The sequence below is a fragment of the Paenibacillus lutrae genome, assembly GCF_009757775.1.
GTDB lineage: Bacteria > Bacillota > Bacilli > Paenibacillales > NBRC-103111 > Paenibacillus_F > Paenibacillus_F lutrae.
In genome coordinates this window covers 154,359-180,653 of sequence record NZ_RHLK01000002.1, presented here as the reverse complement: position 1 = coordinate 180,653, position 26,295 = coordinate 154,359, and the positions used below count along the sequence as shown (strand labels likewise).

25 protein-coding genes, 1 tRNA gene and 1 riboswitch are annotated in these 26,295 nt (G+C 47.7%); of the genes, 10 read left to right on the top strand and 16 right to left on the bottom strand.

Annotated features, from left to right (window positions below; genetic code table 11):
• Positions 1-84: 84 nt before the first annotated feature.
• Both EDM21_RS03435 and EDM21_RS24525 read right to left on the bottom strand, forming a co-directional pair.
• A complete protein-coding gene (locus EDM21_RS03435; protein ID WP_157332946.1) occupies positions 85-1,905 on the bottom strand; it encodes a leucine-rich repeat domain-containing protein in 1,821 nt (606 codons plus the stop codon).
• Between the two features lie 56 nt (positions 1,906-1,961).
• A complete protein-coding gene (locus EDM21_RS24525; protein WP_166541792.1) occupies positions 1,962-2,195 on the bottom strand; it encodes a hypothetical protein in 234 nt (77 codons plus the stop codon).
• On the opposite strand from EDM21_RS24525, the gene EDM21_RS03430 reads away from it, so the two are divergent.
• Positions 2,166-2,705, top strand: coding sequence for a cupin domain-containing protein (locus tag EDM21_RS03430; RefSeq protein WP_157332944.1), 540 nt, complete (start codon positions 2,166-2,168; stop codon positions 2,703-2,705). The two genes, EDM21_RS24525 and EDM21_RS03430, sit on opposite strands and share 30 nt — an antisense overlap.
• A gap of 112 nt (positions 2,706-2,817) precedes the next feature.
• On the opposite strand, the gene EDM21_RS03425 is transcribed toward EDM21_RS03430, so the two are convergent.
• From EDM21_RS03425 to EDM21_RS03410, 4 genes are read right to left on the bottom strand one after another with little or no spacing between them, the layout of a single operon-like run.
• Positions 2,818-3,543: a hypothetical protein gene (locus EDM21_RS03425; protein WP_157332942.1), complete on the bottom strand. Its 726-nt coding sequence runs from the start codon at positions 3,541-3,543 to the stop codon at positions 2,818-2,820.
• On the bottom strand, positions 3,530-4,252 hold the full coding sequence (locus tag EDM21_RS03420; protein WP_157332941.1) for a fluoroquinolone export ABC transporter permease subunit: 723 nt from the start codon (positions 4,250-4,252) through the stop codon (positions 3,530-3,532). The genes EDM21_RS03425 and EDM21_RS03420 overlap by 14 nt, the downstream gene beginning before the upstream one ends.
• Positions 4,249-5,103 (bottom strand): ABC transporter ATP-binding protein, encoded by an 855-nt coding sequence (locus EDM21_RS03415; RefSeq protein WP_157332939.1) that lies wholly within the window; start codon positions 5,101-5,103, stop codon positions 4,249-4,251. The genes EDM21_RS03420 and EDM21_RS03415 overlap by 4 nt, the downstream gene beginning before the upstream one ends.
• Positions 5,100-5,732: a TetR/AcrR family transcriptional regulator gene (locus EDM21_RS03410; protein ID WP_157332937.1), complete on the bottom strand. Its 633-nt coding sequence runs from the start codon at positions 5,730-5,732 to the stop codon at positions 5,100-5,102. The genes EDM21_RS03415 and EDM21_RS03410 overlap by 4 nt, the downstream gene beginning before the upstream one ends.
• A gap of 151 nt (positions 5,733-5,883) precedes the next feature.
• Between EDM21_RS03410 and EDM21_RS03405 the strand changes: the two genes are divergently transcribed.
• The 3 genes from EDM21_RS03405 to EDM21_RS03395 all read left to right on the top strand — a co-directional run bounded on the left by EDM21_RS03405 (position 5,884) and on the right by EDM21_RS03395 (position 9,504).
• Positions 5,884-7,116, top strand: a complete 1,233-nt coding sequence (locus tag EDM21_RS03405) for a cation:proton antiporter (protein ID WP_157332935.1) — start codon at positions 5,884-5,886, stop codon at positions 7,114-7,116.
• Positions 7,117-7,201: 85 nt separating this feature from the next.
• Positions 7,202-7,354: riboswitch (cyclic di-AMP (ydaO/yuaA leader) on the top strand.
• Positions 7,355-7,458: 104 nt separating this feature from the next.
• A complete protein-coding gene (locus EDM21_RS03400; protein WP_157332933.1) occupies positions 7,459-8,124 on the top strand; it encodes an adenine nucleotide alpha hydrolase family protein in 666 nt (221 codons plus the stop codon).
• 84 nt (positions 8,125-8,208) lie between these two features.
• Positions 8,209-9,504, top strand: a complete 1,296-nt coding sequence (locus EDM21_RS03395; protein WP_157332931.1) for a TrkH family potassium uptake protein — start codon at positions 8,209-8,211, stop codon at positions 9,502-9,504.
• A gap of 146 nt (positions 9,505-9,650) precedes the next feature.
• Here EDM21_RS03395 and EDM21_RS03390 read toward each other — a convergent pair whose 3' ends face one another.
• Positions 9,651-10,238 (bottom strand): TetR/AcrR family transcriptional regulator, encoded by a 588-nt coding sequence (locus EDM21_RS03390; protein ID WP_157332929.1) that lies wholly within the window; start codon positions 10,236-10,238, stop codon positions 9,651-9,653.
• A gap of 139 nt (positions 10,239-10,377) precedes the next feature.
• Between EDM21_RS03390 and EDM21_RS03385 the strand changes: the two genes are divergently transcribed.
• Together EDM21_RS03385 and EDM21_RS03380 are read left to right on the top strand one after the other, a co-directional pair.
• Positions 10,378-11,259, top strand: coding sequence for an ABC transporter ATP-binding protein (locus EDM21_RS03385; protein ID WP_201280749.1), 882 nt, complete (start codon positions 10,378-10,380; stop codon positions 11,257-11,259).
• Positions 11,256-12,059, top strand: a complete 804-nt coding sequence (locus EDM21_RS03380) for an ABC transporter permease subunit (protein ID WP_157332928.1) — start codon at positions 11,256-11,258, stop codon at positions 12,057-12,059. The genes EDM21_RS03385 and EDM21_RS03380 overlap by 4 nt, the downstream gene beginning before the upstream one ends.
• A 44-nt stretch (positions 12,060-12,103) precedes the next feature.
• On the opposite strand, the gene EDM21_RS03375 is transcribed toward EDM21_RS03380, so the two are convergent.
• Positions 12,104-12,718 (bottom strand): DUF421 domain-containing protein, encoded by a 615-nt coding sequence (locus EDM21_RS03375; RefSeq protein ID WP_157332926.1) that lies wholly within the window; start codon positions 12,716-12,718, stop codon positions 12,104-12,106.
• 224 nt (positions 12,719-12,942) lie between these two features.
• On the bottom strand, positions 12,943-15,573 hold the full coding sequence (locus EDM21_RS03370; protein WP_157332923.1) for an adenosylcobalamin-dependent ribonucleoside-diphosphate reductase: 2,631 nt from the start codon (positions 15,571-15,573) through the stop codon (positions 12,943-12,945).
• Positions 15,574-16,047: 474 nt separating this feature from the next.
• Between EDM21_RS03370 and dat the strand changes: the two genes are divergently transcribed.
• The gene (dat, locus tag EDM21_RS03365; protein WP_157332921.1) at positions 16,048-16,899 is read left to right on the top strand and encodes a D-amino-acid transaminase; all 852 of its coding nucleotides are present in this window, start codon (positions 16,048-16,050) and stop codon (positions 16,897-16,899) included.
• A gap of 250 nt (positions 16,900-17,149) precedes the next feature.
• On the opposite strand, the gene EDM21_RS03360 is transcribed toward dat, so the two are convergent.
• Both EDM21_RS03360 and EDM21_RS03355 read right to left on the bottom strand, forming a co-directional pair.
• Positions 17,150-17,995 (bottom strand): AAC(3) family N-acetyltransferase, encoded by an 846-nt coding sequence (locus EDM21_RS03360; protein ID WP_157332919.1) that lies wholly within the window; start codon positions 17,993-17,995, stop codon positions 17,150-17,152.
• A gap of 121 nt (positions 17,996-18,116) precedes the next feature.
• Entirely contained in the window at positions 18,117-18,959 is an 843-nt protein-coding gene (locus EDM21_RS03355) for a lipoate--protein ligase family protein (RefSeq protein ID WP_157332917.1), read from the bottom strand.
• Between the two features lie 299 nt (positions 18,960-19,258).
• Here EDM21_RS03355 and EDM21_RS03350 point away from each other — a divergent pair, with 299 nt between their 5' ends.
• The 3 genes from EDM21_RS03350 to EDM21_RS03340 all read left to right on the top strand — a co-directional run bounded on the left by EDM21_RS03350 (position 19,259) and on the right by EDM21_RS03340 (position 23,432).
• Entirely contained in the window at positions 19,259-21,058 is a 1,800-nt protein-coding gene (locus EDM21_RS03350; protein WP_157332915.1) for a DEAD/DEAH box helicase, read from the top strand.
• The gene (locus EDM21_RS03345) at positions 21,039-22,319 is read left to right on the top strand and encodes a YqhG family protein (protein WP_157332913.1); all 1,281 of its coding nucleotides are present in this window, start codon (positions 21,039-21,041) and stop codon (positions 22,317-22,319) included. The genes EDM21_RS03350 and EDM21_RS03345 overlap by 20 nt, the downstream gene beginning before the upstream one ends.
• Before the next feature lie 114 nt (positions 22,320-22,433).
• Entirely contained in the window at positions 22,434-23,432 is a 999-nt protein-coding gene (locus EDM21_RS03340) for a hypothetical protein (RefSeq protein ID WP_157332911.1), read from the top strand.
• A gap of 93 nt (positions 23,433-23,525) precedes the next feature.
• Here the strand turns inward: EDM21_RS03340 and EDM21_RS03335 are convergent, their stop codons facing one another.
• The 5 genes from EDM21_RS03335 to EDM21_RS03315 all read right to left on the bottom strand — a co-directional run bounded on the left by EDM21_RS03335 (position 23,526) and on the right by EDM21_RS03315 (position 26,154).
• A complete protein-coding gene (locus tag EDM21_RS03335; RefSeq protein ID WP_166541807.1) occupies positions 23,526-23,726 on the bottom strand; it encodes a YqzE family protein in 201 nt (66 codons plus the stop codon).
• Positions 23,727-23,963: 237 nt separating this feature from the next.
• Complete coding sequence (locus EDM21_RS03330; RefSeq protein ID WP_157332909.1) at positions 23,964-24,617, bottom strand: Bax inhibitor-1/YccA family protein; 654 nt, start codon at positions 24,615-24,617, stop codon at positions 23,964-23,966.
• Between the two features lie 166 nt (positions 24,618-24,783).
• Positions 24,784-24,867, bottom strand: a tRNA-Leu gene (locus EDM21_RS03325).
• A 278-nt stretch (positions 24,868-25,145) separates the two neighbouring features.
• The gene (locus EDM21_RS03320; RefSeq protein WP_157332907.1) at positions 25,146-25,835 is read right to left on the bottom strand and encodes a YidC/Oxa1 family membrane protein insertase; all 690 of its coding nucleotides are present in this window, start codon (positions 25,833-25,835) and stop codon (positions 25,146-25,148) included.
• Positions 25,765-26,154, bottom strand: coding sequence for a hypothetical protein (locus tag EDM21_RS03315; protein WP_157332906.1), 390 nt, complete (start codon positions 26,152-26,154; stop codon positions 25,765-25,767). The genes EDM21_RS03320 and EDM21_RS03315 overlap by 71 nt, the downstream gene beginning before the upstream one ends.
• Positions 26,155-26,295: the final 141 nt, after the last annotated feature.

The window sequence follows — 26,295 nt, the reverse complement described above, 5'->3', positions numbered from 1 at the left end:
AAACAGGCAGACGATATAAGATCATCTGCCTGATAGTTATCAAATATTTTGTCAGCCCAGCTTCATCTGCAGTCCGCTAGTACATCATCGTCTAATCTCAACTGTCTTTGTATCTGAGTTCCATTCCACTTCCGCTCCAAATGTCTCACCTGCCACTCTTACAGGCACAAAAGTGAATCCATTAATCATTTGGACAGCGGAAGCCAACTGTATTTCTTTCCCGTTTACGATGGCTTTGCTTGATCCTATTTGCAAGGTTAACGAGCTATTTAATTTGCGGGCTATCACCGTCTGAGTATGACTGTCCCAGGTTACTGCAGCGCCCAACGCTTCAAAAATTGTTCTCATAGGAACATATACGGAACCCGCTATATTCCGAGGAGATTCGTCTTCGGAGTAGTCTAGTACTTCTTCATTTATCCTTACAAAAATTTGCTCGCCGTAAGATACAACGACTCCGTTTAACGCCCTGTCTTTGAGTTTGCGAATAGATTCATCGTTTAAAGGATTATTGGCCAAATAAATTTCCCAAAGATTCGTTAGACGATCCAATGAGCTGCTATCACGGATTTGATTATTGGCCAATGATATCTTTCTCGGATTTAGTAGAGATAACGCTGTTATATCCGAAAGATCATTCCCATCCAGATATACAACATTTAATTTGGATAAAGCTTTAATGGGTTCTAAATCAGTGATAGCGTTGTTGCTTAAATCGAGCTGAGATATACCATTCTGAACTTCTATTCCATTTAGATCGGTGATCAAATTGTCATTTAAAGAAAGTAATCCAAGCGGAGGCAGACTCTTCAGAAACTGTAGAGATGTGATCCCGTTTGAGCCTAAGAAAAGTGAACGTAATTGAGGCAGGCTTCCCAAGGACCCCGGATCTGAAATCGAATTACCACTAAGGGAGAGCAGCCATAAATTCGGTAATGTACGAATCGCTTTACTGTCTGAAATCTGATTCTGATCCAACCTTAACGTCTCTAGTTCAGTCATGTGAGATAATGCGGAGACGTCTGAAATTTGATTATTCGAAAGGTTGAGATCCTGCAGATCAGCAAGCTTCCGAAGACTGCTTATATCTGTAATATAATTGTTCTCAAGCTGCAGCCACCTCATGTCCAGGTGATCCTCAAGAAAGCTTATATCCGTAAGGTGAAGCGAACCAATACTAAGATGATTGAGCTTAGAGAAATTCTTAATCACACTTAAATCTTGAATGGGGTTCGCCGACAACTCGATCCCAGTCAAATTGGAGAGGCCTTTTAACGAGCTGATGTCTTCCACCCAATTGTTTTTAAGACCGATGAAATCAAGATTAGGAAGTTTGCTTAAGGGCTCAACATCCCAAATCTGATTTTCTTGCAAGTTAGTAAAACGTAAACTTCGGAAATTACGCATGGGAGATATATCCTGAATTTGATTGTCATAAGCATTGAATGTGCTTAATTTAGTAAGCTTTTCAAGTGGCCCGATGTCCTGAATTTGATTTTCTGACAGGTTAAGCACTTCTAAATTGCTAAGATTTTTGAGAGGACTTACATCGGTAATACGATTGTCCGTAAAATTAAGTTTAACTAAAGAATGGAGATTACTTAAAGCCCGAATATCTGAAATTTCATTCTGTTCGAGCTTTAGTTCAACCAAATTTTTGGCGTACTCCAGACCATTCAATGTTTTAATTCCATGCCATTGGGCAGGTCCTAATGTTGTCAGACTTTCCATGTCCCCGGCCGTGATCGGCCCGTCCTGTTTATGAAGTTGCTGCCTGATGACCTTTTCAAGTGCCTGATCCTCAATATGTACTTCGGGCATTTGAGCCCCAGCGATTAACGGAACATATAGCTGAGTTACTATTAACATAATCAACGAGTAAGTAACAAGCCTGATTTGCTTCAAAATGATTCCCCCCACTGAATTTACGGATTATAAATGAGAAAAGATTAATCAAGAACTTAGAGATTCCACCAAACTTGTTTCACAACTTCTTGAGAATTTACATGATCACTTTGCAGTTCAGGATAATTCATTTCATTTTCAATGAGAAAAAGGACCAATTTTCGTTCAGGCTCTTGCCCATTAATGCAGGTTTTGCTCTCCTTTATATAGGCAGCTGCATAGGATAAAAGCAAACACTGAATCATATGAGGAGAATGAATATGTTCATTAAGCCATGCCATTACCATCATTGGTTTCATCCCATGTATAACAACTGGAATAACAACTATCGAGGAGCTAACCCTTATTATTCCCATTCGTATAATAACGATTGTATGACATTTGGAGACATAATACTAAGAGATTACGGACAACTTCCCTATGTAGTGAATATTGACCAGGCAGCAAAACAAAATAAAACTTACCGTACCGCTTTATGGACAGGAAAACATTTTCAAGTGACTTTGATGAGTATTCATGTTGGTGAGGATATCGGCCTAGAAGTCCATCCGACAACGGATCAATTCATACGTATTGAAGAAGGTCAGGGACTTGTTCAAATGGGGGATCGAAAAGACAGTTTAGATTTTCAAGCGATGGCTTTCGATGACTACGCCATTATGATACCTGCCGGTAAATGGCATAATATAACCAATACAGGAAATTCCCCTCTTAAAATTTACGTTATCTATGCGCCGCCTGAACATCCATATGGTACTGTACATGAAACCAAAGCAATTGCCATGTCTGCCGAAGGTTAATTAAATCCATTTTAGAAAAAACATATTAATCCCGGCCGAATCCCGGCCGGGTTATTTATAAGGTACGAGATGTGCTGCAGACTCCCTTGATTGTCCTCAAATATTATTCTTCTTATATATGTTTTTTGTGAAAAATCGAAATCATAAAAAGTAAACAGATCGCATGAATAAGTAGTCCGATCAAGAAGAAAATAGCGGCTAAAAGTATTTCGTTCTGCATGAACAGATGGAGCACCTTCGCCGGCCAATAGGTAGGAACCCAAGCTCCGAGGAACTGCCATGTATTCGGTATGAAGTAAGCAACCGCCGGACCTATGATAAATAAGCCTCCGATTTTCGATAACACTAGCCCTTCAACCTTATTTGCTGCAAATGCGGCCAGAAACAAGGCAAACAAGGGAGCTTCCATAGCAAGTAATATCAAAACTAGAAGATACCCCAATCGAAAAAGCATGAATCCTGAAAAAACTAAAAATAACATAGATAGAACGATACATAGCAGCGTAGGAAGAGTTAACCTATAAACCAGATAACCTCGACCCATGAACGGTGTCACCGAATAATAGACAATGACATTCTCATCGCGTTCGTCAAGCATTAACAAACCTACAAGCATTCCTATAAGCAATGGAATAATCATCATCAACAATGAGGCGGCAAATCCGCGGTATTCATCCAAATTAAACGAATAGGAAGAACCAAGCCAATAGGAAGCAACGGGAAACCCATACCGGGATAATAGAAGTAATAGTAGGGGGCCGAACAAGGCTGCCATCAAAACCGGATCCCGCCAAGCGTACCGGATATCATTCGCGAGCAGCGCCCTATATTTTGTCATTCGTTCCTCTCTCCTCACCAACATTCATCCGTACATACCGTGTGTAAGAGCGGTACGCCCATAAGTAAGCCCCGTAATTCCAGATCAATAGGATGAATATAGAATACAGTACTTCCAATAGATTCACGCCTCCGGAAAGTGATTCGAGCAGTCGCAGCGTCCCCTCTGTCGGCAATAAAAGAAACAGATCGGTATCCCACAAATCAAAGAAACCAAGCAGTGGAAGGACGAATGGCAAAGCATAGACCTGAATCATCAGAATAAAGCTGTTGATGCTGCGGTAGCGTACCGCCACGCCGATCGACAGCAAGGTCATCAATGATGAGGTAAGCAAGATGCCCGCAGAGAAAGTCAAAGGTGAACCCGGTATGCTGCCTGAGGTCATATGAATAATCCAACCAGCGATCAGGGATAACAACGATAGTGAGCCTGCCTTCGCGAGTAGATAGGACCGCAAATCAATCGGGCAGACGAATAGCGGATCATGAACCCCTTGATCTCTTTCCAGCAGTACGATCCCGCCTGCCATGATGAGACCCAGGGCGCACGGATCGCTAAAAGCTAAAACAATCGCCGTTTCATCCCGATAAGGCTCAGGTACAAACCAGAACAGTACCCAATAGACGGCGCAAACCAATAGGTAAACGAAATAGAATCCGTGCCGCCATTGGAAACGGATATCGAAAGCAAATAAAGCGAGGCCTTTCATGTCAGCTGCCTCCCGGTCACCTCAATGAATATTTGCTCCAATGTGGCTTCTTGCGAATGAATGGTTTCAGGGGGATATTTCCGAATGAACGTTAGAAATTGATCATTCTCTCCGATACCTTCAAGAGGAAATATGCCTTCCTGCAATTCGCCGTCTCTCCGGTATTCAATACGAATCGTTCTCCTCCCTTTACGGAGTTTCAGCTCCCTGGGTGAATCAATCAGTTTGATCTCGCCGTCCAAGATAAACGCAACCCGATCGCATAGTTCTTCTGCAGCTTGCATATTATGCGTCGTCAAAAGTATCGTCTTACCTGCAGCCTTTTTTGCCAGAATCATTTCCTTCATTATTTTTGCATTCACTGGGTCTAATCCGGAGGTGGGTTCGTCCAGAAACAGAATATCCGGATCATGCATCAGCACCCGGCAAAAATTCAATCTCATTTTCATCCCCTTGGATAACTGCGAAACCTTCATATCGGCTGCATTTGTTAGATCAACTTGCTCTAGCAGCCGCATGGGCTCCTCTGTATTTCCCCTATAAAGAGAACGAAACAACTTCATATTCTCCAACACGGTAAACTTGTTATAAAAGTTAGGAAACTCGAAAGCTACCCCAATATGTTCATAATAGTCTGAACCCGTTTCCCTGATCTCCTTACCCATTACTTTCATACTTCCCTGGTACCCCTTAAGCACTCCGATCAGTAGCTTTTGAGTTGTACTCTTGCCTGCACCCGATGGGCCGAGGAAGCCGAAAATTTCTCCGCGTGGTATGTCAAAGCTAAGCCCGTGAAGTGTTCTCTCTTTTTGCCCGGGGTACGTGAATTGAAGCCCTTGTACATGAATCATGGTTTGTTCCCCTCTCCTGCCTGCTTCGACATACACAGCATGCCTGCAGCCATTACTTCAACAAGCAGTTCAATCGTGGCTGAGAAATGCTCCTCTCCGATCTCATTCTTGTGGAGCGTCAGCAGCATCAGAGAACGGATCATGCTGACAATCATTTCGGGCGCCACCTCGGCTAAAATACCCTCCTTCTGCCAGGCGGTAATGACAGGCTGAAGTGCATCCTGATCCTGGGAAAAATTGTTCTCCAACAGGTGCGGCGGCAATTTCCTGAATAGCTGCTCCATTTCACCCCGACTCATCACTTGGCGCAGCAGCGGACTTTCATCCATCATCCGAAATGAATGCCTGAGAAACTGTTTTATACCTTCTTTATTGACATTTGTACCAGGCGGGAACAGTTCCAGGAGGGTGTTACGAATTCTTTTCTCTTCTTCCTGAATTAATTCATAATAAAGCTCTTCTTTCGAACCATAGAACATGTAGAAGGATCCTTGCGCAATCCCTACTGCCCTTGTTAACTCTTCAATACTCGTTTTCTTGAGTCCCATCGTTTCAAAGCTGTGGCGAGCCTCTTTTAAAAGCTTTTGACCAATCCATTCTCGCTCCTGATCGGTAAATTTCTTTGGCAAGGAAATCCATCTCCTAATCAATAATGAATGTGTGAATAAAACCATTTTATATTCACAAAAATACAGCTTTTACGCTTGAATGTCAATCGATTTGGCGTTGAACGTACTTTCGGGTACAATAATTGGAGTATTTATCCACTAAGGAGGCCGTATGCATCATTTTAATGAGGTTTTCGTTCAACTGCTGATCTTGCTGGCTTTATCGATGGGGGTCATCGCAGTAGCCAAAAAAATAAACCAGCCTTACTCCATTGCCCTCGTTATGGTTGGTTTGCTGCTCGGACTCATTCATGTGCCTGTATTAGAAGAAGCTGAAGCTTTCATTACACAGTCGAATGTCTTTCAGGCAATCATAATCTCATTGTTTCTCCCTATTTTATTAGGCGATGCGACCTTAAAGCTTCCATTCTCACATCTTCGTGAGCAGAGCAAGCCAGTGATTGCTTTGGCGGTCGGGGGTACGATGCTGTCCTTCCTGATCATCGCTTTGGCGATGTATGGATTGTTGGGTTTACCGTTGGTTGTCTCTTTCACCTTTGCTGCCCTTATGAGCGCCACGGATCCGATCAGTGTTATTTCCATCTTTAAATCCCTTGGTGTTCCCAAAAAAATGGTGACGATTATCGAAGGCGAATCTCTTTTTAATGACGGCATTGCCGTTGTGTTATTCCAGATTTCTTCTTTATATTTACTGACTTATATGGAAATGGGATGGGCGGGAATCGGCAGCGGTGTATTGCTCTTTCTGAAGTTTAGCTTGGGAGGGATTGCCATTGGGGCTGTGTTAGGATTCCTTTTCTCACAGCTTATCCGTTTTTATGATGACTACCCGCTCGAAATTGCATTCTCGATGCTGCTGTTTTTCGGAAGTTATTTTATCGCTGAGCATTTCCACGTATCCGGTGTTATTGCTGTAGTCGTGGGTGGCTTGATCTTCGGCAGCTACGGGGGCCGTATCGGTATGTCGGAAACGACGAGGATGAACATTAATTCATTCTGGGACGTCATCACCTTAGTGGCTAACTCATTGATCTTTCTGATGATCGGTCTAGAAATCAAACATATCGACTTCGCGGACAAATGGTTACTTATTTGCGCTGCAATCCTTATTGTTCTGATCGGAAGAACAGTAGCTGTTTATGTCAGCATGAAATTTCTCACATCCTTCCCTGGTTCCTGGAAAGCGATTTTGAACTGGGGAGGTTTGAAGGGGAGCTTGTCGATTGCGCTTGCCCTAAGCTTGCCGACAACTTTTGAAGGTCGAGATAATATCCTCGTGCTTACTTTCAGTGTCGTTCTCTTTTCTCTTCTCGTACAGGGGCTTACGATCAAACCATTGGTTAAGAAACTGGGGCTCAGCAAATCATTACAGGAAAATCAGTAGTGCGTTAAATAGTTCCTAACAACTTCCTTGTGCACGTTAGTTTACTTTTAGACCGAACTAGCCTATTATGTAGTACGACAAATACATATTTCTATCGCTTAATCCCCTTCTTTGGGGAGCGGGGGAACCATCGAAGCCGTCTTGTGGCTTCAGGGGTGAATTCTTTCTTCTCAGAAAGGACGGGTACTCTCAGACCCGAATCCGACAGCTAACCTCGTCAGCGTCCATGAGAGGAATACTCTTGCCACTTTGACTTGTCACTGTCCAAAGCCTGGAAGCAGTTACTCTGCTCCCGGGCTTTTTCATGACCAACCTAAGAATACAGGAAAGGAATGAGTCTGCATGAATAAAGAAAAAATTATGGTTTGCGTTTATTATGGCCCCCATGGAGAACGTTTGATTCGTCGAGGCGGCGAGCTAGCTAAGCTTCTGAAATGTCCGCTTTATGTATTAAGCGTCATTCCCGTTAAAGATAATGAACTAGACCAGGAGCAAGAAAAATTTATGGCTGCATGGCAAACGATATGCGAAGAATATGATGCCATGTTCATTGCCAAAACGAACGAAGATCGTAAGAACTCTGATATTATAGCAGAGACTGCTATGAGTCATCATATTACGCAATTAATCATTGGACAATCGGGTCAAACCCGATGGCAGGAAATTACTCAAGGTTCTTTTGTCAATGAACTTCTGAATCGTATACATGAAACAGATCTTCATATTGTGGCGGTCCAAAGAATGGCTCATCACGTCACCGAAACCCACGAACGAGGTAGACAAGTCACCGTTATCACAGATGGGCATGATTATTGGATCAGCAACGGAGAGCCTGAAGGGGAAGCTGTAGTAGCAGAGGGGCTGTTTTTCAAAGAGCTTAATACCGACTTCGATACAGGTTTACTGAAGATAAAAACAAATAATGACTTCAAATATTTGAAGGTCAGCCAAGGAAACGTATTAGACTTTATCCGTGCAACAGAGAATGACTATGATAGCAAACGATAATCATCCCCAACGACGCTCCGCTCTTCACAGAATCGATTCCACCGTAAAAATGCTGAAAAATAAAATGAGCCCCCCCAACTCATTATGATTGTGTTTTTTGTACTGATCTGGATAGGCGCCTTATTGCTGGCACTCCCTCAATCCTCTACAAGCGGAAAATCAGTAGGTTTCTTGAATGCATTGTTTACGGCTACCTCGGCTATATGTGTGAATGGCCTTGTAGTTGTAGATACCGGGAGTGTTTATTCGACCTTTGGACAAGTCATCATCATGATCTTAATCCAAATTGGCGGACTCGGCTTTATGACCTTCGGCGTTATGGTAGCCATTGTACTAGGAAAAAGAATAGGGCTCAAGCAACGCCTTGTTATTCAACAAGCGACCCATTCGACATCAGCCGAAGGTTTAGTCAGGCTGTCGCTCTATATGGTGCTTATCGCATTCGCATTTGAGGCGTTGGCTACAGCTATCCTTACGATTCGTTGGCATTACGAATGGGGCTGGGGACAGGCAGCTTACTACGCACTCTTTCATTCCGTTTCCGCCTTCAATAATGCTGGATTTTCTCTGTGGTCAGACAGTCTTTCGCCTTTTGTCGGGGATCCGATCGTTAATATTACCATTGTTGCGCTTTTCATCATCGGCGGACTCGGCTATATTGTGGTTGTGGAGCTATTCCGCAAACGTTCCTGGAAGAAACTGTCTATCCACTCTAAGATCGTTCTTTTAGGCACTGTTATCCTTTCAGCAACCGGTTTTCTGGCTATTCTATTGTTGGAAAGTTGGAATCCATCCACCCTTGGTCAGTTGAACGGAAGCGAGCGTGTGTTGGCCGCTTTCTTCCAAGGTACGACACCCCGAAGTTCTGGATTCAACACAATTGACATCAGCAGTATGTTAGCTGCATCTCAATTCCTCCTGATTATTTTGATGTTTATCGGAGCTGCCTCAGGGGGTACAGGAGGCGGAATCAAGATCAACACACTCGTGGTGCTCATTCTGGCAACGATCCAAACATTTCGCGGCGGCGGGCAGATTCATGCCTTCAAACGAAAAATAGTCGAAGAAACCGTTATGCGTGCACTGGCCGTTGTCATGAGTTCCCTGGTTGTTGTGCTGTGTGTCTCGCTGCTGCTTACCATCACGGAAGGAATGCTGGAGGATCATTTTTTGGAGGTACTGTTCGAAGCCACATCCGCTTTCAGTACAACCGGGCTGTCGATGGGACTGACAAGTGAACTGTCAGCCCCAGGAAAAGTCATTGTGATTATTACAATGTTTGCCGGACGACTGGGTCCGCTAACGCTGGCTTTTGCCCTGGCTCAGAAAAAGCGTTCATCTAAAATCGGTTATCCGGAAGATCATATTCTGATCGGATAAACCAAGCGGGGCTGTCCCAACAAGCGTTCGCAGGATAGGGAAACACCCCAATAAATACGCGAGAGGACCTCAAATTCCACCATAACGTGGAGGATAAGGTCCTTTTTGCCCGTTCGAGTTTCAGATCATATTACAATCCTTCGTTGTTACTCTTTCTTCCCCAGGATGCCGTACAGGAAAAGATTCCCTAGTTCTTTTCGCAAATCAACCGTTAGCTTCTCTGAAATGGACGGATTGCCCATCATTGCTATAATTCCGTTCATAAAAATCATGATGGCTTCAGCAGATACGCCTCCGGTTACTTTCCCCTCTGCCTTCCCTTGTTCGATTAACTTCATAACTTCCGGAATGATAACTGTATGAGCGTACTGCTGGATATGCTCCTTAAACGCCGGATCCTCGAACATAAAGTTCTTCATACCTTCGCTGTTTAATGATTCTTGATTATGAACGGATACCTCATACATCTTATTCATCTTATCTTCAAAAGGGAGATCCGAGTTCATCATGTTAATGAAATCCTTCCCTGCCTCATCCATCTGATAATAAAACACTTCCTTGGCCAATACTTCTTTATTTCCAAAAAAATTATATATGGATGCGGGCGATACACCCGCATGCTGTGCAATCTCTCGCACACCGATCTCTTTAAAGTTGCGCGTCATAATCATATCGGTCAGCGAATGCAAGATTTGTTTTTTCTTCTGCTGCCTGCGTTTTTCAAAACCATTCATGTAGAATCCCTGCCTAACCCCGATATTTATGTAACAATATACCCATATGTTATATTGTTATTGACTTTAGATCAACACAGTAATATTATGTAACTAAAATCAACTTTGTTACATATCTTTACGTGGGAGGCTGAGATCATTGATTAAGGTCCAATCGTTAACAAAGGTCTATTCGAATGGCAAAGGAATACGGAATGTGAGCTTTGATGTAAAAGAAGGGGAGGTTTTCGGATTTCTTGGGCCTAATGGAGCCGGAAAAACAACAACTCTTCGCCATTTGATGGGTTTTGTGAACCCCTCGAGCGGTAAGGCCAGTATTCATGGCCTAGACTGCAGGAGAAACGCAGCACAGATCCAAAAGAATTTAGGGTATTTGCCTGGAGAAATCGCTTTTTACGATAACATGACAGGAATTCAGTTTCTAACGTTTATTGATGAATTAAGAGGCCGTAAGGATCATTTACGCCGCGATCAATTAATGGCCAGATTCGAGCTGGAGTCTGACCGAAAAATCCGCAAAATGTCTAAGGGCATGAAGCAAAAAGTAGGACTCATTGCAGCCTTTATGCATGATCCTGCCGTCCTTATTCTGGATGAGCCGACTAGCGGGCTAGATCCCCTCATGCAGAAGCGATTTGTAGAGCTAATTATCGACGAACGAAACCGGGGAAAAACGATTCTGATGTCTTCCCATCTATTTAATGAAATCGATCACACCTGTGAGCGGGCAGGTATCATACGCGAAGGGGAAATCGTCACCGTTGAGAATATCCGCACGCTAAAAGGAGCACTCCCGCAAAGCTTTATAGTCACACTGGCGGATGGGGAGGACATGAAGATCCTTCGGAATAGCGGTCTACATTACACTCAACGGGACCCCCTAGTAGTTGAGATCATGATTAAAGAAGATTATGACCCTATGCTCCGCACACTTTCTCAATGTAAGGTCGTTCATATGGTATCATCACCCCAAACGCTTGAACAAATTTTCATGGGTTTCTATGGAAAGGAGCACGAATGAATATGTCTTGGGCCTTATTCAAAGCAAATATACGAGTCAATCGTTTCATTTGGCTTCTTATTGTATCGGTATACTCTTTTTATTCCATTATCCTGGTAAGTATGTTCAATCCAGAAAGCGGCGATGCATTACAGGAAATGTTGAGTATGCTTCCGCCTGAACTTGTAAACGCAATGGGAATGAATTTCGGGTCCACTTTGCTTACCTTTCTCTCAGGAACCCTTTACAGTCTCCTTCTGTATCTGTTCCCTATGATTGTTTCAATTATCATCAACCACCGGCTTATCGCCGTTCATGTGGATAGAGGAAGCATGTCCTACTTGCTGTCAACTTCCAACTCAAGATTTCGAGTTGCAGTGACTCAAGCCGTATTTAGTTTGATTTCAATAACGGTGATCTTCTGCTGGATTACGATATTGACACTCATCATCTCGGCAGCCATGTTTCCCGGATTAATGGATACCAAGCAGTTTATTCTATTGAATCTATACGCGCTCTTGATGTATTACACCGTTAATGGCATTTGTTTCTTCGCTTCTTGCCTGGCCAATGAAAGTAAATTTAGTCTGGGACTCGGAGCAGGTCTCCCTGTAGCGTTTGTATTGTTGCAAATGCTTGGTGACTCCGGTGATAAGTTAAACTGGATAGGGAATTTGTCCTTGTTTGCCTTATTCGACCCGGAACGATTATTCGCCGGTGACAGCTTTGCTTATGTAGGAATGGGTATTTTCGCTGGACTCGCTACTGTGTTGTACGTCTTAGGAATCCTTGTTTTTAACAAGAAAGATTTAACGATTTGAAGCCTTGAATCAACATTCCTAATCATATGAAGCAGATGTTTGAATTACTGAAGCCGTTTGCTCGTTACATGTTTATCTCCTATTTTTATCTCGCTAAATAAATTTATCTCTTGGATTTCAGAGTTAGGGTTTGAATTGACACATCCGCTCTCCATATTGGCGAAATATTTTGATAAAAGATTTTCCATTTGTGAAACGGTCAACGGTTTTGCAGAATCATTCAGTTCGTACCCAAGTTGACCGTTTGGTTCAATAGTAGCCGTCTTCACATCACTTAACTTAGATATTCCTTGCTGCCGTAATTTCATTTCAAGCGCATCCACAGATAATCTCAATTTCTTCATACTATGCAGGTTTAGTTGACCGCCCTCAATAACAATAACCGCAGGTCCCTTAATCCACTTTTCAAACCAATTCCAACGAATCTGTAAGGTTTCGACTACTATCAACACAAGAATAAACACAATTGCTGCTATAATCGTAAGAAATATATTTTCATTAGCGATTGGTTGAACAATAATGGTCCCTATTGAAATCATGGTTATCGTGGTAGGGATCGTCATCTGAGATATGGATTTCCGCCCCGATATACGGAGGATAAGCATTCCAAATAGGATTAAAACAAGTGATTTCCAAAGTTCCTCCCAAAATTCATACATAAAAAATACTTCCTCTCATTAAGTCCTCAAGTGCCCTATATTTTTTTCCAACTCATGTATGATTTATTCGGTCAAATTCCGATGCATGAAGAGTCGTATCCATACTGAAGGAATAAAAGTAAAAACCTTCATCTCCACCTGATGTGGAAATGAAGGTTTTTACTTTTTACTTCACATAGTCGTTGAGTTTGAGAAAAAATAAAGAAAGTACGGACATCTCTCTCTTACGAGCAGCGGCTGTACCCGCAATTCGTGCAGTTCTTGCAGCCTTCGCTGTTCACGAGCGAAGCGGAGCCGCAGGACGGACACAGGTCCAGCGAAGTCAGCTCAACCGGCATAGCCGCAGGCTGCGGATCTGTGCTGAAGCTGACTGGCGCCTCGATGACTTCCCTCGTCGCCGTCACGTAAGCTTCCGCGCCGGTCTCGCCCGCCATCGCCTCTTCATGCATCTCTAGCGCTTTCGCGACTGCGTCGGCGATGGATTCGACACGATTAGCGCCGAATCCGATCGCGCCGGAGCCGCCGATTCCTTTGAGATGCTTGATGAGCAGATTCACTTTGTTCCCGTGATCGCCATAGCGCAGGAACAAGGAGCATACGCGGCCGAGTGCTTCCGCCATCGCGAAGACGTCGGAGCCGGCTTTGCCCACATTCAGGAAGATCTCGCTCGGCGAGCCGTTCATGTCGTTGATCGTAATGTACGCCATGCCGAAAGGCGTATTGATTTTATAAGTAGCACCACGCAGAATCTGCGGACGGCGCTTGTATTCTTTATCGAAGACCTGCTCCGTCACAGATCCGCTATTATCCTGAGCAGTCAGGGCTTGCGTATCAACAGGAGCCTTGGCTTCCGCCGATACCGCCGCGCTCTCCTGCTTAGCCGGAGCTGCCGCCTCTGCCGCCTCTGCTGCCTCTGCCTTCTTCTCCGCGCCTGTGCTCAGAACCTGCACATCGCGGCTGCCGTCACGGTAAATCGTGACGCCTTTACAGCCCAGATCGAACGCCAGCTCATACAGTCTTTCCGTCTCCTCGACGGTGAAGTCTGCCGGGCAGTTCGCCGTTTTGGAGATGGAGCTGTCTACCCAGCGCTGAATCGCAGCTTGCACCCGGATGTGATCTTCCGCGGACAGGCTCATCGAAGTGACGAAGTAGTCCGGCAGATCCTGCTCCGGATTCGCATCTTTCCATTCCTGCGCAATCGGAACATACTGCTTGTCATAGCCGAGACGGCTTTGGCGGAAATATTCGAATGCGAAATAAGGCTCAATCCCTGTCGACGTTCCGACCATAGTTCCCGTGCTGCCCGTAGGCGCCTGAGTAATGACGGTCACGTTGCGCATGCCATTTTTACGGATCGAATCGTTAACTTCCGGGTAAACTTCTTCCATGTTTTTCATAAAACCGCTCTGGAGGAATTTCTCCGCATCGAAGTGCTTGAAGGAACCCTTCTCGGCGGCAATATCAGCGGAAGCCAAATAAGCCTCACGAGCCATAAAACCGTAAATCTTGTCCAGGAACACAAGAGATTCCGGACTGCCGTAGCGGATGCGCAGTTTGATCATCAGTTCAGCAAGGCCCATCGTACCCAAACCTACGCGGCGTTCACCCTGCTGATTCTCACGGTTTTCCTCGAAGTGATAAGGTGTCTTATCAATGACGTTGTCCAGAAAACGGGTAGAGTAACGGACGGTTTTGCCAAGCTCGTCCCAAGCCACATCATCGTTCTCTTCATCATAGAACTTGGACAGATTCACTGCGGACAGGTTGCATACGCCCCAAGCCGGCAGACCTTGTTCCCCGCACGGATTCGTGCAAATGATCGGGTTAAAGTACCAGCTGTTCGACATCTGATTGTAATACTCCATGAATACAACGCCCGGCTCCGCGGAACGCCATGCCGATTCAATGATGGTATGCCAGATTTCACGCGCTTTTACGGTGCGGTATACTTTAACCTCTTTGCCGAGTTTCTTCCACTCGCCGAGGTCACCGTTCCAGAGCTCGTCATACTCAGGATCCTTCGTATCCGGGAACACAAGATCCCAATCCAGATCTTCTTTGACGGCTTTCATAAAATCGTTGCTTACGCAAACAGACAGGTTCGCATTCGTAATTTGACCCATCGTCGATTTGACGGTAATGAAGTCCATTACATCCGGGTGCCAGTCATTCATCATAAGCATGAGCGCGCCCCTGCGGCTTCCGCCTTGCTCAATCAGCCCGGTCGTGTAGCTGAACAATCCGCCCCAGGATACCGAGCCGCTCGAAGATCCGTTTACGCCTTTTACAATGGCACGGCGCGGACGAAGCGAGGACAGATTGATTCCGACGCCGCCGCCGCGGGACATAATTTCGGTCATCTCCGACAAGGTCTCCATGATTCCGCCGCGGCTGTCGTGCGGGGATGGAATGACGTAGCAGTTGAACAAAGTCAGTTCATCGCTTGCATCCGCCCCGGCCGCGATCCGTCCGCCCGGTACGAGTTTCCAGTCTTCCAGCACATAACGGAATTTCTCCGTCCATTCCTGCTGTTTCTCCGGTGTCGCTTCTACGGATGCCATTGCTTTGGCAAGACGCTCCCAGAGCTCATCCGGTGTCTTCTCTATATTAAGGGTCAGTCTGTCGATGTTGGACTCGATGGTTTCACCACTGCGCAGCTTCACGGTTACATTACGTCCGTCACGCGCAATAATTTCCCCCACTTCTTTGGCAGGGAATTTCGGGTCATCCTTCGTCAGTACAAGCGCTACGTCACCCACTTTAGTGTTATTCGTATCCGCATCTTTCAGAGCATAACGGTCCAAAAAGATTTTCTCGCTTAAACCTTCCAAACTTTTCCGCTGCATCGTTTTCAAAACTGCAACACCCTCCCAATCATTGATCCTTCACCCGGGAACCCGCACCACTGCGCCATTCTCGGTATGTAAATAAGCACAACATCTAGTATACAAAATTCATTATACAGCACTACATCTAGTGTTACGAATAAACCGCCTATGAATTCAGCTCTCTAACAAAATACTAGGAGCGGTTTTCTCACTTTTTCTTCAACTTACTCGCTATTTCATTCGGGTATTCTTAATGATATTCGACATTTTACAACAAATTCTATCAACCTCTGGTAAAGGCCAGACTTTCATTATAACGCTCCCTTCCCAAAATAAAAGGGCCTAAATCTGGGAAGCTGAAACGATTTATTGAACAAACCTCTGCCGCTCATTCTGCCATTTGTGCAAGCTCTATTTCATCTATATAATAGAATCAGCTTTGTTAAAAAAAGAAACGGATGTTCGCCGTTTTGAATCAGATGGTTAAAGGAGCAATAGGTCATGATGCTATCCGGCAATCGTATTATTCCCGATGAAGAAGTACATATTTCACCTTTGGACCGCGGTTACTATTTTGGCGACGGCATCTACGAGGTTTTCTGTATTTATGACGGGGCTCTATTTGAGAAAGAGGCCCATTTCCAGCGTCTCCTGAGAAGTGCTTCAGAAGTGAGAATAGCCCTTCCCTACCCGACTGAGCGCCTGGAGGAGCTGCTTGGAGAGCTCATAGCAGCGAATGGAATGGACACCGGACTCGTATATGTCCAGATCACCCGCTGCGCCGCTCCGCGTTCCCATCCGTTCCCGCTTAACGCCGAAGCGGTCGTCACCGGCTGGTGCACGGAGTACCAACGTCCGCTGGATCAGCTTGAGAACGGCATCACAGCCGTGCTGCTGGAAGATATCCGCTGGCACCGCTGCGATATCAAAACATTGAACCTGCTGCCTAACGTTCTGCTCAAGCAGGAGGCAATGGATCGCGGGGCTAATGATGCGATCTTTCATCGCGGAGACACCGTGACGGAATCGTCTTCTTCCAATGTCATGATGGTCAAGGACGGTGTCCTGTGGACGCACCCCGCCGACAATCATATCCTGCACGGCATTACACGGGCCGTGACGCTCAAGCTTGCCGGCCAGCTCCAGATCCCGGTCAAGGAGCAGTTCTATACGGTCGATGATCTGCGGGCTGCCGATGAGATCTTCCTCACAAGCACCGGCGCAGAGCTTACGCCAGTCGTGAAGCTGGACGGCCAGCCTGTCGGAGCCGGTGTTCCCGGCCCCATCATCCGCAGGCTGCAGCAAGCCTATGTGGCAAGGCTCCCGGGCAGCTCTTCTCGCAATACTATTTGATTAAAGATCTTTCTGTCTGAACTGTATACATGTATTGCATCCAGCCGCATTCCAGGCAACCGTTCTATCTGGTTCACTAAAAAGTATTGCCGTTATTTCCGCTCGCGCCACCAATGCAGATGCGCCAATCTGTCGTATCTACAGCATGCCGGAGCAGAACAAACAAAAACCAGCCCCTGCTCTCCCATCGGCAGCAGGGGCTGGTTTTCTAATCTTCGTCTGGCAGCGACACTCCGCCGAACCTAGTATCCTAGTACCGCTTTGTCGGTGTCTCCTGACGGTGAAGCTTCATCCACTCCGCCGCATAGTCCACCAACGGACGCTGCGGCGTTAGCAGGGATGACGCCAATCCGATCTGTCCGCGCTGCACCAAATCTGGGCAGGCAGCTTCAAATTCCGCTCCGATCCGCACGAAATCGTCCGAATCCATCGCTACATCATCGAATACCGCCCACTCCCGCTTCCCTTCGCGGTTAATTACGGGCGCGCCCGATGAGGCTGTACGCTTCCCTGAATATTCTCCGCGATATTCAGCTAAATGCAGGGAGGTATTGGAGTCATGACCCACTCCTATTAGCAGCACATAACCCCCAAGCTCGTACAAACGGGCAAGCGGGGATTGTTCCCCCAGCCCGTAAGGAAGTTCATGGCCTGCGGTCAATCGCTCCGCCTCCGGCCCGTAAGCTGCAAACGAGAACTGGGGATGGGCGCTCCTGTGCACGCCGGGATAAGCACGGAATGCCTCGGGCAGCGCGCCCATCCCGAACGTACGGGTGGCAGCCGGGTCATATGCCGGCATGGTCTCCCGGATCGTATCCCACCACTCCTCGGGAACCGGAGGATTGCACCAGTTGGCCGGATCGGATAAATCACCGGTATGAGTAGGCATCATCAGCGTGCCGGTAGGACCCAGGACTTGCTGCAGGGCAGCGATAACCGCCTGCGTGCCCCCGTTTACCCAGCCCAGAGAGCTGAGCGAAGAATGAACCAACAAAGTCATGCCTTCCTGCACGCCAAGCATCCTAAGCTCCCCGGCAATTACCCGCTGCGTCAATGGACGGTCCCCTGTACGGGCTATAAGTTCTGATATAGTCATTTTTTTCACCCCGCTGTTACTTTCAGATCTGTTAATCTTCTAATGCTTATTATCTTTTCTGCGCTTTTCTGCGCTCTTATCCGCTTTCTGCACCGCTTCTCACAAGGCACAGCCTAGCCTCTTAACGCTTCAGGTTCCACTCATCCGAAGCATATTTATCCCGCGCCAAGACTTCCGCAAGCTCCCGCTCATAAGGAGTCAGCTCACCTTCGAGCAGCTCTACACCCATTCCTTCGGCTATCCCCGCCCGGAAAGCTTGGACCACATCACTCAACAGAACCGGCTCCAGACCCGCTCTTCTGCACAGATCATTAATCGCAACCGCTTTCTGGATAAAACTGTTTTTCATCCTCTCGGCAATCCGCTCGTTAGAGAAAATCAGAAGATCGAACAGTTGATCCGGGTCCAATTCGAGCAGAATAGAGCCGTGCTGCAGCACTACATTCTTCTGCCTGACCTGAGCGCTTCCCGCCACCTTACGGCCTTCAACGACCAGCTCATACCAAGAAGGAGAGTCAAAACACGCGGCAGAGCCCATTGACTCATACTTCTTCTTTTCTTCCTCCGTAGCCAAATTAACCATTTCGGCGGCAAGCCCCAGTTTGCGGAAACCGCGAAGAAGTCCTTCGCTTAACACCCGGTACGCTTCTGTCACACTTGTCGGGATTCCCGGGTAATTCTCGGCAACAATGATGCTGTAAGTCAGCTCTTCATCGTGCAGCACGGCTCTTCCCCCGGTAGGCCTGCGTACAAAACCGAAGCCCTTCTCGGCAACCCGGGCCAGATCAATTTCTTTCTGTGCTTTTTGAAAATAACCGATCGAAAGCGCTGCAGGCTCCCAGCCGTAAAAACGGACCGTAGGAGGCACTTTGCCTTCACTATGCGCGGTAAGGATCGCTTCATCTATCGCCATGTTCTCAGGACCGCTCAAGCTTCCTGTATGTATATATCGCCATGCTGTCATGTTCTTCTTCCTTTCTGTCCCTGCTTGTGCAATCTGCGTGTAAAACCTGCGTGGCAGCTTCCGTTCTTCTTCAAATCTTCTTCAATCATACCATATCCGTTTGAGAACGGTCATTCTTAAGCGCAGCACAATACTTCCCCCAGACAGCTTAATCAAGGATTGATTATGAATCCGGCTTCTTTGGTTCATACTAGAAAAAAAGATCCATTCTCCCCGTTTTAAACTTAAAATAGTCACTTATTGAAACACATTCGCGGAAATACCCTCGTCCCGCATTTTCGAGAAGGAGGCTAGGCCTGATGAATAAAGAGAAAACGGAGCACATCCGCCCGATTCATGAGGGGCTGAACATGCACACGGATCGGGAATGGTTTATGGAGTGGGAGTCGCGTGTTCTTCGCAACGGCCCCTGGGATAACTGGACTCTGTACCAGCTAGCCTATGAAGCGGAACAATCCAATCTCATTCACAAATTCGATGAACTTCTCTGTCTCAAACATGTCAATCAGATTGAGCCGATGACCCACCAGATCGAAACGGCCAAGAAAGTGCTCTACGATATGCGCGGCCGTGCTATTCTGGCGGATGAAGTGGGCTTGGGGAAAACCATCGAAGCCGGACTTATTCTCAAAGAATATATGATCCGGGGCCTTGTCCGCAGAGCACTTATCCTTGTTCCCGCTTCCCTGGTTCTCCAGTGGGTCCGGGAGCTTAACCAGAAATTCGGCATTAATGCCGCCGCCCAGAAAAAATCTTACATGTGGCAGACATGCGACGTCATAGTCGCTTCCATGGATACAGCCAAGCGGGATCCGCACCGGGAAATCGTACTTAATCTGGAGTATGACATGCTGATCGTTGACGAAGCCCACAAACTCAAGAACAAGAAGACAACCAATTATCAGTTCGTAGGCCAGCTCCGCAAAAAATATTGTCTGCTCCTCACGGCTACCCCGGTTCAGAACGATCTCAAGGAACTTTATAATCTCATTAACCTGCTCAAGCCGGGGCAGCTGGGCGGTCAGACGAATTTCAAGTCCAATTTTGTCATGGGCAAAAGAATGCCCAAAAACGAAGGTGTTCTTCAACAGGAGCTCTCCAAAATCATGATCCGCAACAGACGAGGAGACGGCAATGTCGAGTTTAAGAAAAGAATCGTCAAGAACATTCTGCTTACGCTCTCACCCGAAGAACAGGCACTCTACGACGGAGTAACCGACTTTATTCGTAAGCGGTACGAAGAATCCCGCGGGGAAGCGAATTCGATGCTGTCGCTCGTTACCCTTCAGCGTGAAGTTTGCAGTTCCCGTGATGCGGTTTTTATTACCCTCGTGAATATGTTTAAAAAAACAGACGAGAACTCCCCCATGAGGGAGAAAATATGGAGTCTGGTTGAGCTGATCCGCAGTATCACCGCCAATACGAAAGCGGAAACGGCCATGAAGCTCATTCGCGAAATCAATGACAAGGTCATTATTTTCACCGAGTACCGCGCCTCCCAGGAATATCTTCTGAATTACTTGAAAGAGCACAAAATCAGCGCGGTACCTTATCGCGGCGGGATGAACCGGGGCAAAAAAGACTGGATGATGGATCTTTTCCGCACCCGTGCTCAAGTTCTCGTGGCCACAGAGGCGGGCGGCGAGGGAATTAACCTTCAATTCTGCCATCATATGATCAATTTTGATCTGCCGTGGAATCCGATGAGAGTAGAGCAGCGAATCGGCCGGGTGCACCGTCTGGGGCAGACCGATGATGTCCGGATCTATAACCTTTCCACCCGCAATACGATTGAAGAACATATCCTGAGTCTGCTCCATGAGAAAATCAACATGTTCGAGCTGGTCATTGGCGAGCTGGACTCTATTCTGGAACGGTTGGAGAAGAAATCGACTTCGTTAGAATCTTCCCTGTTCAAGATGATGATGGAATCCCGTTCACATGACGACATGCGCCGCCAGATCGATCATCTCGGGGACTCTTTGCAGACGATCCAGCAGGATCTCGAACCGGATAACGAGCGCAAAGCCAAAATCGGCTCTATCTTAAGCGCAATCGGGCAGAACGTAGAGGTGACTCATGAATACCGGCCAAATTGAGCGATTTGTAATGCGCTTTTTAGAGGCTTACAACTGCCGCATCATTGAAAAAACCCAGCATGCCGTTACGGTGAATTTATCACCTGAGGCAGACAAAGAGCTGACCGGCCGCTCCTACTATTGGAGCTTCGTGGAACGCACAGGGGTCGAACCCGAAACGATGACCTACCGTTTCGTGTTCGACCCCGAGGGCGATGCCGCCGCCGCAGCAGCCGCTCGGCCAACACCGGGCGGCCCCGCAGCTGCGGGACAGCCCGGCTACGCCGCCGGCTCACCGGTGCCCGGGGGCGCTCCCGGCCCTGTGGCTGCGGGCCAGCCCGGCTACGCCGCCGGCGCACCGGCGCCCGGGGGCGCTCCCGGTCCTGCGGCTGCGGGCCAATCCGGCTACGCCGCCGGCTCACCAGCGCCCGGGGGCGCTCCCGGCCCTGCGGCTGCGGGCCAGCCCGGCTACGCCGCCAGCGCACCGGTGCCGGGGGGCGCTTCCGGCCCTGCGGCTGCGGGCCAGCCCGGCTATGCCGCCGGCTCACCGGCGCCCGGGGGCGCTTCCGGCCCTGCAGCTGCGGGATTGGCGCAGGACACCGTGCGTTCGGCCGACAGTATACTCGGCCGTTACTTCGGCACCGCCCCTGCTCCACCGATTGGCCGGGTCCCCCGCGACGAAGTTACGTACGGCAGCCGCAGACTGCAGCAGCTTTTCCAGACTGCCCTCGGCAGCGGCAGGTTTACCCGGCTTTTCGAAGTCACAGCCGATAATAGCGGTCAACTCCACAGCAGGGCTATTCCGTTAACCTATTGCACGTGGATGAATGTGAACTTCAAAGTTGAATTTGCGTGTGATATGAAAAGAAGTGAGATTCATTCTCTCGCTATTAATATGACAACCGGGGACATCTGTGAGGAATTTCATCCCCTTATGCTCACCAAACAGCTCGCTCCCAAGCTTCCCGCAAATATTCATCTGCTTGGCGATAATTTAACTCTCTCCCGCGCCGCTTCTGCCCTGGAGAGCTACCTGGAACAGAAGATCAGGCGTACAGATCACAGCTGGGCAGACCGGGCTAATGACATACTGACGCAGGAACATCAGCTTGTCCGCCTTTATTATGAAGGGATGCTTGCGGCCGCAGAGCCGGAAGCCCGTGAAGAAATAGAGACGCGGTATTCAGCGCGTCAAGCGGAAGTGGACTGGCAGTATCGGCCCCGCATTCTCATTTCCGTCATCAACTGCGGATTATTCCATCTGAAAGCGGACGGAAGGTGAGGATGCGACGAAAGTCGCTAAAACTTCCTATGCACTCCGCTACACGTTCTAACAAACTTTTCAAAGCTTGTCCCTTACAATATATTTAAGAATGATTGCCAGGCAGGTGATGGGATGAAGCAAGCAGCAATAGGGGCGGCCTTACTCCTGGCAGGCGCCGTCTGGTTTACAGCCGGTCCGCTTTCATTCTCGCAAGGTGGACAGCAGTCCGCTTTAGCTGAGGCTGAACCGGTTCATGTACAATCGGACATCAGCTTATTTTCCCAAAATACCCAACATGAAGTGCCGCTCAAGTCCGCAGCCGCACCATCCATTCAAACCTCAGTGCCCGAATCAAATTCAGTACTCCATACGCACATCCAGCGCTGGAAAGAAGCTCTTTCCTCACAGAAAGGGTTCGAAGCCTGGAGCCGTGCACAATGGACTTCCGCCCCGCTGGGTCCTGGCACACATGGCTGGGTCGTGATCCTGACCGCTGGAGGCAGCGAAGTCGGTTATATGATTATTCAGGCGGCTCAGGACGGTTCTTACCAGCTCGCCGAATATGGAACCGGAGATCATCCCCTGTTCAGTACAGGAACGCTGTACCGCTCCCTGGTGCAGCATGAACTTATTGATACCTCTATGACTTATCATACTTGGCTAAGCTTAGCCGCTCATGATCTGACAAGGCTTTATACGGATGGGCTTCATGCGGTTTGGGAGATAGATAACCCGCCCGCAGGCCTCCCCATCCTCATCGATGCCGTAACCGGAGAAATCCGGACATTTAACGAGTATACTCCCGCTGTTAACCACAAGCTAAGTGGAGCCGCTTTATCATCAGTGCCCGAATCCGTCTCAATGCTCCCGGCTTTTGATCCCTATAGCAGTCTGAACTGGCTTCAGAATGACTCCCTTCCTGTTAGGAGCATCCGCGATTTGCAGTTGTTCCTGAATGCGGAACCTGTTACTTTCGTGTCGGAAAGCTTCGGTGGACGGCTTACAGTCCCGCTTCCGGTTAGGGGCACGGCAATTTGGACAGGCGGCACCGCTTATGTCGCTTTAGGTCAAGAGGGCACCCGGTATCTTGCATTTGAGGATACCCTCTCACTGGGCCGATTTTTCCACTAACCTTCGGTATCTCCTCCTCTTTCCCATAGAAAAGCTTCCATACCTGCGATCCGGTAACGGATTGCAGGAAATGGAAGCTTCTTTTTTATAACCCTATTTCGCTTTTCGGCTTCGGCGAACTTTACCGATCCACATCGCTATTGACATCGGAATCATACCGAACCAGCGCACAGTCCAGCTTGCCCGGCTTTCTTTATGCCGGACCTTCGCTTCTTGCCTTTGCTGCTTTGGTGTATCGATATATTGGACGACTTGCTGCGTAATGTACTTTACAAGATCGTTTCCTTTAGCCACGAGCACCTCTCCTTTACCGCGCCTGCTTGTTAAACCTTCCTATTGCCTACTCCTATTCTTTCCCCTATCGGAATAAGTTAACCACTCTTACGGAGCAGGGCGGGTCGGAAGCGCGGAAGCGGATCGCCGCTCATCACAACCAAATATAACGGTCCATGATCTGAACACAAAAAAGCCAGCCGCCTGAAGCGACTGACTTCCCAATCTTAGAGGTCTTCGGGTGCTGCTTATCGCACACTAGTCACGGCTGATGCCGACAATTGAAGCGACGAAACGCAGGATGTACAAGAACAAGTTAATAAAGTTCAAATACAAGTTCAGAGCGGCCAGCGGAACTTCCTGAGGCTCCACTCCGTCACGGTACTGGGCTACATCATAGAGTACCCATCCGCTGAATATCAGGATACCTGCGGAAGCAATGACCAGATTAGTTACTGAACCGAAGCTGACGAACATCGAGATCAGTCCGACAACAATCAATCCGATTGTCGATGCGAGCAGGAACCCGCCTAGGAAGCTGAAATCACGTTTGGAACGGGCCGCATACAGAGAAAGTCCTCCGAAGATCGCTGCCGTAGCCAAGAAAGAACCCGACACCAGATTCGCACCGATAGCGGAGCCGTAACCCATAATTACCGGGTACAGAGTTACGCCCGAAATAGCCGTAAAGGTGAACAAGAAACCGTATCCGATGTTCTTGCCTTTAATCCGTATTACGATAGCGGCAACAAGCATAACCAGTTCAACTACTATGAACAATGGAACCAGAGATGGCGGTACAATAACCATACCAACCAGCATACCTACGAATGAAACCATCAATGACAGCGCGAACATCCGTAGTATGTGCGATAGTGATCCATGATGTGAATACGTTAATGTTCTTTCCAAGTGTACACACACTCCTCTTTAGATAACATCAGAATTCAAAATCCTTCTATATTATAAACGTTAATACGATATCTGACATGCATCCGTTTCAAAATTCAGTTAAATTCTTTTATACAAAAAAACCACCGCTCCGGCAGTCCGGTAGCAGTGGTTTCGTCATGCATGATGCGGACGAGAGGACTCGAACCTCCACGGCTGTTACCCCACTAGAACCTGAATCTAGCGCGTCTGCCAATTCCGCCACGTCCGCATGAATGTTGAGAACGAGATTAAATATATCACGCAGCCCTATCTTTGTCAATATAAATAGAACTTCCTTCTCATCAAGAGACCATGACTGTTATGAATAAGAAATCCCGGGGCCGAGGCCCGCACAGTTTACCTGCCTAAACAGGGACCGGCCCCCGGGATTCGGCTTGTTGGATCGCTAACCAGGATCAGCCGATCGTTCTCTTTTGGCCTCACCCCGGCTTAATTCACTGCCAATCATTCCCTTCCAATTGTTCTTAGTATAATCCGGCCTTCTCATTAATTACCCGAGTCAGGATGTTCAACCGTCACTCCACGATACAAAAGCTTACGTCCGGCAGGAGTTCTGTACCAGATCCGCTCCGCGAGGGTCACTGCACCATTCACACTCCAGTATAAAACGAGTGCTGCCGGTGAGCGCCACATAACTGCCGTCGAGATAGCGACAACAAGAAGAGGCAATCCCATTCTCAGAAGAAACGGTTGTGAAGCCGCCTGTTCCGGCAGGAGAGGAATACTTAGTCCGATCCAGCTTAACAGACCGTATAGATAAGGCAGCAGATGAGATGGATCCGAGATACCCAGAGACTGCATCCAAGGAACGATCAGGCTTGTCATCCCGGCTCCATGCATCGTGAAATACGGGTACAGGCTCATAAAGATAGGCATTTGGATCAAAGCGGCTCCAAAGGGCATGAAGGGCTTGATACCATACCGGGTATTAAGCTCCGTCATTTTCTGGATCAGTTTGGCCGGATCGGATGCGTAACGGGTGCGAAGATCGCTCAGGATCGGCTGCACGCTGAAGCTTCTGACCTGCTGCCTTGCGCTGCTGAGATTCAGCTTGAATAACAAGCTGCGAATAAGGAGTGTCAGCACGACAATGCTGAGTCCCCAATCATGGGTGAATGAATATAAAGTCTTCATTACGCCGTCCAGAATAGAGACGACCGGTTGTAAGAATGTCATACGAGTTCCTCCCGGAATATGTGATGGAATGGCGTGGAGCACGATATCCGTCAACATGGGAGGAATCTGTTTCATCATCATTTTCATCGCTTTGCCTGGAAGGGATCTTCCTTCGTATACGGCTAAACCGGCTGCCGACTGTACGCAGCACGGCCGGAATGCTCGAATAGGAAGTCTGGATCAGCGGAGTCACGCCGTATGCAGACATGGGCGGAGCTGTATAGAACCACTCACTCAGCCACCAGCAAGTGAAACCAAGCGCTACTATCAGCATAGGTATATCCAGGCTCCAGTCCATCTCCGCGATCCCTCCCTTCATCTTCTAAGCTACCTATACGGGCAGATACTTGTTCCGGTTTCATCCACGAAAGCTTCCATATGAAAAGCAGCTGCCCACAGGGGACAGCTGCCGTAAGCAAAAATAGAAGCAGGAGATAGTCTGTAGCGGCAGGTCATTCGC